Origin of the sequence: Halomonas sp. BC1 (genome assembly GCF_002078135.1) — a bacterium.
GTDB lineage: Bacteria > Pseudomonadota > Gammaproteobacteria > Pseudomonadales > Halomonadaceae > Vreelandella > Vreelandella stevensii.
Window position 1 is genome coordinate 381,245 of the sequence record NZ_LFGS01000004.1, and the last position, 8,881, is coordinate 390,125.

Consider the following 8,881-nt stretch of genomic DNA (forward strand, 5'->3'; position numbering starts at 1 on the left):
GCGTAGTGACATGGTGGCTCCTCAAGTAAGGGTATCCGGTTTTCATACCTTATATGACTTTAGCGCCCTTCACTATAGAACTTTTTGAGCTAAGACAATACAGCCACACTGTCCGCTTTCGCGTTGAAAAACATATATAGCTGACGCACCGTGTCCGGGAAAACGTTATGGGTAATGAACACGAACCGGGAGACCTGATCGCTGACGCTGTGGGCAGGTAACGACGCCGGTGGGTGGAAGATATGCTGCACGCCATGCAGCGCCAGCGGTGTGTCTCGATCTTGCAGATGCACGATGGCTTTCATGCGCAGCATTCTGTCGCCCATCATGGCCATCAGCAGATCCAGCCAGCTCTCCAATGCTTCCGGGCTGATGCGCTCTTGCCATGACCTTCCTGTTCCACGACTTGGCCAATCAGACCGAACTGACTTTCCGCCAGAGCTAATAAATCATCGAAAATCAGCTCGCAGGAGTGGCGAATGTTTTTCTCCTGAAGGAAGACACTCTGCGCACGATTCATGAAATTCAGCAGTTGAACCTGCTTGTACTCGCGCAGCTCGATACGTTTCTTTTCGCTGATGTCACGAATCACGCAGGTCATGCGCAGTGGGCGGCCTGCACTATCATTGGCCACGGTACGTCCATAAGTGTTGACCCATAGCCAATGACCCTCCGCATGACGCAGCCGATACTCCACATTCAAGACGGCGCTTTCATCTGCCAGATGGGCACGTATGGCATTGTTGAGCCGCGCATAGTCGTCACTATGTACCAAGCCTTTCCAGAAAGACGATCGGCTATCCACCTCATCGCGCTCAAGCCCTAGCAGCTCGCACCAACGTTGATTGAAGACATTATGGTCATTGGGAATTTCCCAATCCCAGACGCCGACATCAGCGGCCTCGATCATCAATGAAAAATCTGCGCTGCTGACCTTGGCGCGCTGCTTGTCGATGAGACGGATGTAATCACTGATGAAAAAGCTGAGCGATTCTAAAAACTTGAGGTCTTTGGCGGTCAGCGTATTGGGCCGATCATCGATCAGGCACACGGCGCCGACCTCCCGCCCGCCCGCCACCAATGGCACGCCTGCATAAAAGCGAATATATGGGCTGGAGAGCACGAGGGGGTTATCACAAAAGTCCGGGGGCTGGCTGGCATCCTCGATGACCAGCGGAGCGCGCCGTTCGACGACATGGCGACAGAAGGAATCCTCAAGAGAAGTGAAATCCATGTCCAGCCCCGCCTTGGCGATAAACCACTGCTTCTGGCCAAGCACCGAGATCAATGCAACAGGGAACTCGAAGAAGTCTGCCAACGAAGCGATCAGATGATCCAAGGCATCCGACTCGTTCTCCTGGGTGAGCTTGTATTTGCTGATGTGCTGCCAACGCTGATTTAGCATGCTCGCCTCGAGTGACTGGCCCGCAATACGGTGCCCTCAGAACGGTGCTTCCAGAATAGACTAGCGACCCTGTCGCTTCGTGCCTCTCATCTGGTAAATAGATGTAGGGTACCATCAGTTCCGCTCAAAGCAGCACTTCGCAAATAGAGCGCACCGCGAAGGATAGCCTTGATCACTTGGATGAGATGGTCAAAGGCTCTGAGCAGGCAGCCCAGACGTTGGCACAGGCACAAGAGTTGATCGATGCTCTGCACAAGCAATCACAGAGCATTAACAAGATCACGGAATCGATTGCCAACATTGCCAGCCAAACCAACCTGCTCTCTTTGAACGCGGCCGTAGAAGCCGCCAGAGCTGGGGAACAAGGTCGCGGGTTTGCCGTCGTGGCCAATGAAGTGCGTCAGCTAGCCAAAGGAGCCTCAGAAGCCGTCGAGCAGATCACCCGTGTCTTGAAAGAGAACAGCCAGTTGGTAGAGCGCACGACGCAAGCCATGCAACAGGTGATTCAACAAGGCAAAGCCAGCCAATCCAGCGTCAGCGAAATCGATGCCATCGTCAATAAGATCCTGCAAGACGCCCGCGACGTTGCCTACTCCATCGAGCAACTGGCTGCTGACACGCATATTTAGGCGAACCGATTTTCATGCACAGGGACGTGCACCCTCTCACGTCATCGTTCTTTTATCAGCCCTTAAGCATGCTACTATCTAACCCCGCTTAACGTGGTTAGACCCCTGCCTGAAAGGATGCTTGCTGATGTTTGACGCGCCCGCTGCTGTTGCTACGCCTGAAGCCGTTGAGACCTTTATTGCCCGCTGGAAGGGCACTACCGGCACCGAAAAGGCCAACTACCAGCTGTTTCTTTCAGAGCTATGCGCACTGCTGGCGCTACCCACGCCCGACCCCGCCAGCAAAGATAACAGTGAAAACGCCTACACCTTTGAGCGCCGGGTAGATATTCAAAACCCCGACGGCAGCGAGAACCGCGGTTTTATCGACCTCTACAAGCGCGGCGCGTTTGTCTTGGAAGCCAAGCAAACCGGCAAAGGGCTAGAAACCAAAGGTTGGGATAAAGCCATGCAGGCGGCCTATAACCAAGCCGACCAGTACGTGCGCGCCCTGCCCGCCAACGAAGGCCGCCCGCCGTTTATTGTGGTAACGGATGTGGGCCGCACCCTGGCGCTGTATTCGGAATTTTCGCGCTCTGGCGGCACCTATGTGCCCTTCCCCGACCCGCGCAACTACCGCATCAAGCTGGAAGACCTGCGCCAACCTGAGGTTCAACAACGCCTAAAAGCCCTGTGGGAAGCGCCCGACACCCTAGACCCGAGCCAATATGCCGCTCGCGTTACCCGCGCCGTAAGCGATAAACTCGCCACCCTGGCCAAAGCGCTAGAAGCCGATGGCTATGAAGTGGACCGCGTGGCGCACTTTTTGAAGCGCTGCTTGTTCACCATGTTCAGTGAAGACGTAGAGCTACTGCCCAAAGGCAGCTTTACCGCGTTTTTAGAGCGCATGAAAGAAACCCCAGAGCACTTTACCGATGCCATCGGCTCGCTGTGGGAAAGCATGAACAGCGGCGGTTTTAGCGGCGTACTCACGGCCAAGGTAATGCGCTTTAACGGCGGCCTGTTCAAAGGTATCGACCCCATCCCGCTCACCCCCGCGCAAATCCAACTGCTGATTGATGCCGCTAAAGCCGACTGGCGGTTTGTGGAACCGGCCATTTTCGGCACGCTGCTGGAGCGCGCCCTAGACCCTCGTGAGCGCCACAAGCTAGGTGCCCACTACACGCCCCGCGCCTATGTGGAACGGCTGGTCATGCCCACGCTGATTGAACCGCTACGCCGGGAGTGGGCCACCGCCCAGGTGGTTGCGGAAACCCACAACCAGAAAGGCAAAACCGATAAAGCGCTAGAGAGCCTGCGCGCCTTTCACCACAAGCTCTGCCAAGTACGCGTGCTGGATCCCGCCTGCGGCAGCGCCAACTTCCTGTATGTCGCGCTAGAGCACATGAAGCGCCTGGAAGGCGAGGTGTTAAACCTGATTGCCGACCTCAGCGGCGGGCAAGATTCACTGGACGCCGAAGGGCTAACCGTCTCACCCCAGCAGTTCCTCGGCATGGAAATTAACCCCCGCGCCGCCGCCATCGCCGAAATTGTGCTGTGGATTGGTTACCTGCAGTGGCACTACCGCATTAACGGCAAGCTCGACCTGCCCGAGCCGATCCTTAAAGACTTCCACAACATTGAAAACCGCGATGCGCTAATTGAGTTTGAACGCCGCGAACCGCTGCTGGATGACGCAGGCAAAGAAGTCACCATTTGGGACGGCATCAGCATGAAGAAAAGCCCCGCCACCGGCGAGCTGATCCCCGATGAAACCGCCCGCACCACGGTGTACCGCTACCACAACCCCAAGCGCGCCGAGTGGCCGGAAGCGGATTACATTGTCGGCAACCCGCCGTTTATTGGGGCCTCTACCATGCGCCGCGCCCTCGGCGATGGCTATGTAGACGCCGTGCGCCAGGTATTTAAAGGCACGGTGCCGGAATCTGCCGATTTTGTCATGTACTGGTGGCACATTGCTGCTGACGCGGTGCGCAACGGCCACGCTCAGCAGTTTGGCTTTATTACCACCAATAGCCTGCGCCAAACCTTCAACCGCCGCGTGCTGGAACCACACTTAAACGATGCCAAAAAACCGCTTTCGCTCACCTTTGCGATTCCCGACCACCCCTGGGTAGACGGCAACAACGGCGCCGCTGTGCGCATCGCCATGACCGTAGGCCGTGCCGGCGAAGCACCGGGGCTGTTGCAGCAAGTAACAAGTGAAAGTAGCGAAGAAAACCGCGAAGCCCGCGGCGTATCGCTAAGCCGCCGCGAGGGTAAGGTGTTTGCCGATTTAAGTATTGGGGCAGATGTGGCAAATGCACAGCCATTACAATCTAACAGCGAACTTAGTAACCGAGGCGTATCATTATTCGGTAAAGGGTTCATTGTTTCGCAGGAAGAAGCTAGGCATCTTGGGCTTGGCGCTACTCAAGGCTTAGAGCAACATATTAGGCATTACCGAAATGGCCGAGACCTAACCCAAAGTTCTCGGGATGTAATGGTCATTGACTTCTTCGGGCTAACTGCCGATGAAGCAAAATCACAATACCCAGCGGCTTATCAGTGGTTACTTGAACGGGTTAAGCCTGAGCGGGACAACAATAAGCGTGAGTCACGAAAGCGCAACTGGTGGCTCTTTGGAGAGACCAACCCGAAATTACGTAATCAACTTGCCGACCTTCCCCGCTATATCGCCACTGTCGAAACAGCAAAACACCGCCTGTTTACGTTTTTGGATGCCGATATCTTACCGGACAACAAACTGATTAATATTGCGTTAAAAGATGCTCATAGTTTTGGAATTATATCGAGTCGTGTTCATATTAAATGGTCGCTTGCGACTGGTAGCACTTTGGAAGACCGACCTGTCTATCCGAAAACTCAGTGTTTCGAGACCTTCCCCTTCCCCGATCTTACCGATGAACAGGCGACACAGATCGGACAACTGGCCGAACAGATCGACGCCCACCGCAAGCGCCAGCAGGCCGAGCACCCAACGCTGACGCTCACTGGCATGTACAACGTAATGGAAAAGCTCCGCGCAGGCGAAGAACTCAACGCCAAGGAGCAAACCATTAACCAGCAAGGCTTGGTCAGCACCCTGCTCACCGACCACGATGCCTTAGACCGCGCGGTATTTAACGCCTACGGCTGGGATGACTTGGCAAAAGCACTCGTGGGCTTACCCGGTGCCACCACGCCCCTGCCGGATAAACCCGCCGCCCAGGCAGAAGCTGAAGAAGAGCTGCTGATGCGCCTAGTGGCGCTCAACAAACAGCGCGCTGCGGAAGAAGCGCAAGGCAAGGTGCGCTGGCTACGCCCAGATTACCAAGCGCCGGAAGAAGCCGCCCCCACGCAAAAAGAGCTGCAAAGCACTACGGCTGAGGCCAGCGCCCCAGCCGCCGACAAAACAAAAGCCACCTGGCCCAAAGACCTCGCCACCCAGGTCACGCTGCTGCGGGACATGCTCGCCCAAAGCCCCCACAGCGCGGAAAGCCTGGCCGCCCAGTTCAAACGCAAACCGCTAAAAGGCGTCAACGAGGTACTCTCCGCCCTCGCCGCCCTCGGCCAAGCCCAGCAGGATGACGAACACTGGCGGTTGGTAAGGTGATATGACGATAAACAGCAAGGCTGGCATAGACACTATCGACGCTTGACCACATTTGTAGATTCAGCGATGATTGGTATGTGCGAGTAAGGCCTGGACAACCGCGACAGCGTAAGCATCGTAAGCGTACTGATTTGTGCGCCGGTCCCAGGGGTCGCACCTGCTTTCAAGGCCATTGCTATCGCAGTGGCCTTTTACTTTCTCTGGCACTAGATCTCACCTATGCAGCGACTGGTATACCTTGATGAAAGCGGAGATTTAGGCTGGAAATTTGATGCGCCTTTTGGCAAAGGCGGATCTTCAAAGCATCTAACGATTGCCAGCGCTTTCACTTGTCTGGAAGCCAACAAATACCTTTGCAGGTCTGTGAAGGACGTTAAGAAAAAAGCTAAATGGCCTCCAAAAGAAGAAATGAAGTGGGTCAACATGCCGCATAGCCTTCGCCTATGGTTCTGCGAAAAAGCTGCGGAAATCTGCCAAAAACATCAAGCAATTGAATACAGAGCTATCGTTGTTGCCAAACAAGGCGTACACGAACGTCTTCGGCATGATGACTCCATGCTTTATAATTACTTTATTAAGTCTTTTTTATTGGAGCCTATCTCTCGATACCGGCAGGTTACGTTGATACCTGACCCTCGGGGTATTGCCCCCAATGCAGGCCACCCACTTCATATTTATCTTCAAGGGGCGCTTTATGAACGGCTAGTAGACGGCCACAACCACACCGCTCTAGGCATAAAGCAAGCAGATAGCAAGTCAGAACTTGGCATCCAGTTTGCTGACATGTTGGCTGGCGCGATTCAGTTGCATTATGAAGGAGTCTGTTCCGAATATTTTGAAATTCTCAGGCCATGCTTGAATTGTTCTGAGTTTTTCTTTCCAGCCGCCCGAAAAGCCGAACGCAGCAATAAGCACACCGTTCAACTCTAAAGCAGCGTATAGCCGAACAGCATAAGTAACGACATATCACCTAAAGCTACCCTACAAAAACGCCCCCATCAAGGGGGCGTTCAGCAGTCAGTGCTTACTTACACAACGACTCACGCAAACACCTCAGTCCACTCACCGCGCTTGGCCAGCAGGTTACGCGCCAGTTCCTGAGCACCTTCCAGGCTGTGGCTGGCGGCCCAGCCGCACTGTATTTCGTTGCAGGCAGGCACTTCGGTGGCGGTCAAGACGTCGTTGAGCGTCTGCTCGATGATCGACAGTACGTCGTCGTAATCGTCGTGGTTGATCAACGCGATATAGAAGCCGGTCTGGCAGCCCATCGGGCTGATATCGACGACTTTATCGGTATGATTGCGCGACAACTCCGCCATCAGGTGCTCCAGGGAGTGCAGCGCGGGCATCTCCATGTGCTCCTTGTTGGGCTGGCAGATACGCAGGTCGTATTTGTGGATACGGTCGCCGTGCTGGCCTTCCTTGATATCGGCCAGACGCACATAGGGTGCCTTCACTTTGGTGTGGTCCAGGTTAAAGCTTTCGACGTTCATCTTTTTTTCGGTCATGTTGGCTCCGTAGTCGCTCTCGTTCGCGGGGCTATTCTACACGTTGTGCACTCATGACACCTTGGGGGCGTCGAAATTCCACGGCTCATCGGTGTAGACACATACGTTGGCGTCTTCGATGTCGCCATCCGGCGACTCGACGTGCTGAGCGAAAAACTCCTGGATCTCTTTACGCTGGCAATGCGCTTCAAACTCCTCACGGCTGGCCCAGATTTCATGAAACACGATGGGGTAGCTGGTGCCTTGGGCAAGCGGGTTATCGATCTGGCGAGTCACCGTGTACAGCAGGCAAGCATCTTCACGATGGGCGTTGGGCTCAAGACTTTGCAGCGCCTTGAAGACCGCTTCTTCTTTGCCAGGCTTGGGTTTGAAGCTGGCGGTGCAGTAGATTTTCTTCGACTTGACTGCTCCCCTCCCTAAAGGAAGGGGATTCCCAATTCACCGAGAACAGGACACGGAGACTGACCCCATGCCGCTTACATTCTCTCCAAGGGCTAACACCGCCAGCCCGGCGGCTTTAATGTTGGTCGCGGCGTTGTGGTCGCGGTCATGGTGTGCGCCGCATTCGGGGCAGTCCCATTTCCTGACCGACAACGGCAGCGACGACAAGGTATGCCCGCAATCCGAGCAGCGTTTGGTGCTGGGGAACCACTGGTCAATGGCGACCAGTGAGCGCCCGGCCCATTCCGCCTTGTACGCCAACTGGCGCACGAACTCGCCCCAGCCTGCATCGGCAATGGCTTTGCTCAGGGAAGGGTTACGGATCATGTTTTTCACTTTCAGGGATTCGACGCAGATCACTTGGTTCTCGTTAATCAATCTGCGGGACAGCTTGTGCAAGATGTCCTGTCGGCAATCGGAGATTTTGGCGTGAAGTTTCGCCACCTTCATCCGGGCCTTGGCGCGGTTGGCCGAGCCGAGCTTTTTCTTGCTCAGTCGGCGCTGTGCCTTGGCCAGTCTGGCGGCGTATTTCGCAGTATGGCGGGGATTGCCGACCCGTTCACCCTTGTCAGTGATAAACAGGTCTTTCAGACCCAGATCAATGCCGGTCATGTTCGGTGTGACAGGCAGTTTGCTGGGCTCGAACTCGCACAGGCAGCTCACAAAGTAACGGCCTGCCGAGTCCTTGGAAACGGTCACGGTGCTGGGATTGCCGGGCAGCTCACGGCTCCATCGAATGTCCAGCGGGGTTTTGCTCTTGGCCAGATACAGCTTGCCGTCCCGGTATTTAAAGGCCGAGCGGGTGAACTCCACCGACTGGCGGTGCCGCTTGCTCTTGAATGCTGGGTACTTGGAACGGCCCTCAAAGAAGTTTTTGAAGGCGGCTTGCTGGTGGCGAAGGCATTGCTGCAAGGGTACGCACGACACCTCAGATAGAAACGCCAGCTCAGGATCTTTCTTGAGTTCGGTCAGCCGGGCGTTAGCGCCGACATAGCCGATTTTTTCCTGGCGCTGATAAAAGGCATCGGTACGCCAGCGCAGTATGGCGTTATAGACAAAACGCACACAGCCGAAGGTCTGAGCCAGCAGCTCAGTTTGTTCGGGCGTCGGGTAAAACCGATATTTATAGGCGCGTTTCGTCATGCGTCACATTTTAGTATCATTTCTGTGAAGATGGCAACCAACTTAAAACGGAGGAGCGGGAACAGGGGCGGCTGACGCCGCCGCGCTATCCCTCCCCGCCCTAAAAGGACGGGGTTTCCCGCGCAAAATTGATGATCAAGCATCCTGATGATGGAACAAC

8 protein-coding genes are annotated in these 8,881 nt (G+C 55.2%); 3 read left to right on the plus strand and 5 right to left on the minus strand.

Going from position 1 to position 8,881, the window contains the following annotated elements; translation table 11 throughout:
• Positions 1–89: 89 nt before the first annotated feature.
• Positions 90–335: a GTP-binding protein gene (locus B7L72_RS03335; RefSeq protein WP_249273173.1), complete on the minus strand. Its 246-nt coding sequence runs from the start codon at positions 333–335 to the stop codon at positions 90–92.
• Complete coding sequence (locus B7L72_RS03340) at positions 335–1,405, minus strand: PAS domain-containing protein (protein ID WP_081136179.1); 1,071 nt, start codon at positions 1,403–1,405, stop codon at positions 335–337. The genes B7L72_RS03335 and B7L72_RS03340 overlap by 1 nt, the downstream gene beginning before the upstream one ends.
• A gap of 185 nt (positions 1,406–1,590) precedes the next feature.
• On the opposite strand from B7L72_RS03340, the gene B7L72_RS18850 reads away from it, so the two are divergent.
• The 3 genes from B7L72_RS18850 to B7L72_RS03355 all read left to right on the plus strand — a co-directional run bounded on the left by B7L72_RS18850 (position 1,591) and on the right by B7L72_RS03355 (position 6,559).
• Positions 1,591–2,034 (plus strand): methyl-accepting chemotaxis protein, encoded by a 444-nt coding sequence (locus tag B7L72_RS18850; RefSeq protein WP_446718545.1) that lies wholly within the window; start codon positions 1,591–1,593, stop codon positions 2,032–2,034.
• Between the two features lie 127 nt (positions 2,035–2,161).
• The gene (locus B7L72_RS03350; RefSeq protein WP_081136181.1) at positions 2,162–5,629 is read left to right on the plus strand and encodes a DNA methyltransferase; all 3,468 of its coding nucleotides are present in this window, start codon (positions 2,162–2,164) and stop codon (positions 5,627–5,629) included.
• Between the two features lie 219 nt (positions 5,630–5,848).
• A complete protein-coding gene (locus B7L72_RS03355) occupies positions 5,849–6,559 on the plus strand; it encodes a DUF3800 domain-containing protein (protein ID WP_139788422.1) in 711 nt (236 codons plus the stop codon).
• 110 nt (positions 6,560–6,669) lie between these two features.
• Here B7L72_RS03355 and B7L72_RS03360 read toward each other — a convergent pair whose 3' ends face one another.
• Genes B7L72_RS03360 through B7L72_RS03370 form a run of 3 tightly spaced genes read right to left on the minus strand, consistent with a single transcriptional unit; the run spans position 6,670 to position 8,721 of the window.
• A complete protein-coding gene (locus B7L72_RS03360; protein ID WP_081136182.1) occupies positions 6,670–7,137 on the minus strand; it encodes an S-ribosylhomocysteine lyase in 468 nt (155 codons plus the stop codon).
• Positions 7,138–7,188: 51 nt separating this feature from the next.
• Positions 7,189–7,575, minus strand: a complete 387-nt coding sequence (locus B7L72_RS03365) for a putative quinol monooxygenase (protein WP_081192543.1) — start codon at positions 7,573–7,575, stop codon at positions 7,189–7,191.
• On the minus strand, positions 7,576–8,721 hold the full coding sequence (locus B7L72_RS03370; protein ID WP_081192545.1) for an RNA-guided endonuclease TnpB family protein: 1,146 nt from the start codon (positions 8,719–8,721) through the stop codon (positions 7,576–7,578).
• Positions 8,722–8,881: the final 160 nt, after the last annotated feature.

What these genes read in the sequence shown, in the direction of transcription:
- B7L72_RS03335 (WP_249273173.1), bottom strand. Translation starts at nt 335, where the DNA reads ATGGCCATGATGGGCGACAGAATGCTGCGCATGAAAGCCATCGTGCAT.
- B7L72_RS03340 (WP_081136179.1), bottom strand. Translation starts at nt 1,405, where the DNA reads ATGCTAAATCAGCGTTGGCAGCACATCAGCAAATACAAGCTCACCCAG.
- B7L72_RS18850 (WP_446718545.1), top strand. Translation starts at nt 1,591, where the DNA reads ATGGTCAAAGGCTCTGAGCAGGCAGCCCAGACGTTGGCACAGGCACAA.
- B7L72_RS03350 (WP_081136181.1), top strand. Translation starts at nt 2,162, where the DNA reads ATGTTTGACGCGCCCGCTGCTGTTGCTACGCCTGAAGCCGTTGAGACC.
- B7L72_RS03355 (WP_139788422.1), top strand. Translation starts at nt 5,849, where the DNA reads ATGCAGCGACTGGTATACCTTGATGAAAGCGGAGATTTAGGCTGGAAA.
- B7L72_RS03360 (WP_081136182.1), bottom strand. Translation starts at nt 7,137, where the DNA reads ATGACCGAAAAAAAGATGAACGTCGAAAGCTTTAACCTGGACCACACC.
- B7L72_RS03370 (WP_081192545.1), bottom strand. Translation starts at nt 8,721, where the DNA reads ATGACGAAACGCGCCTATAAATATCGGTTTTACCCGACGCCCGAACAA.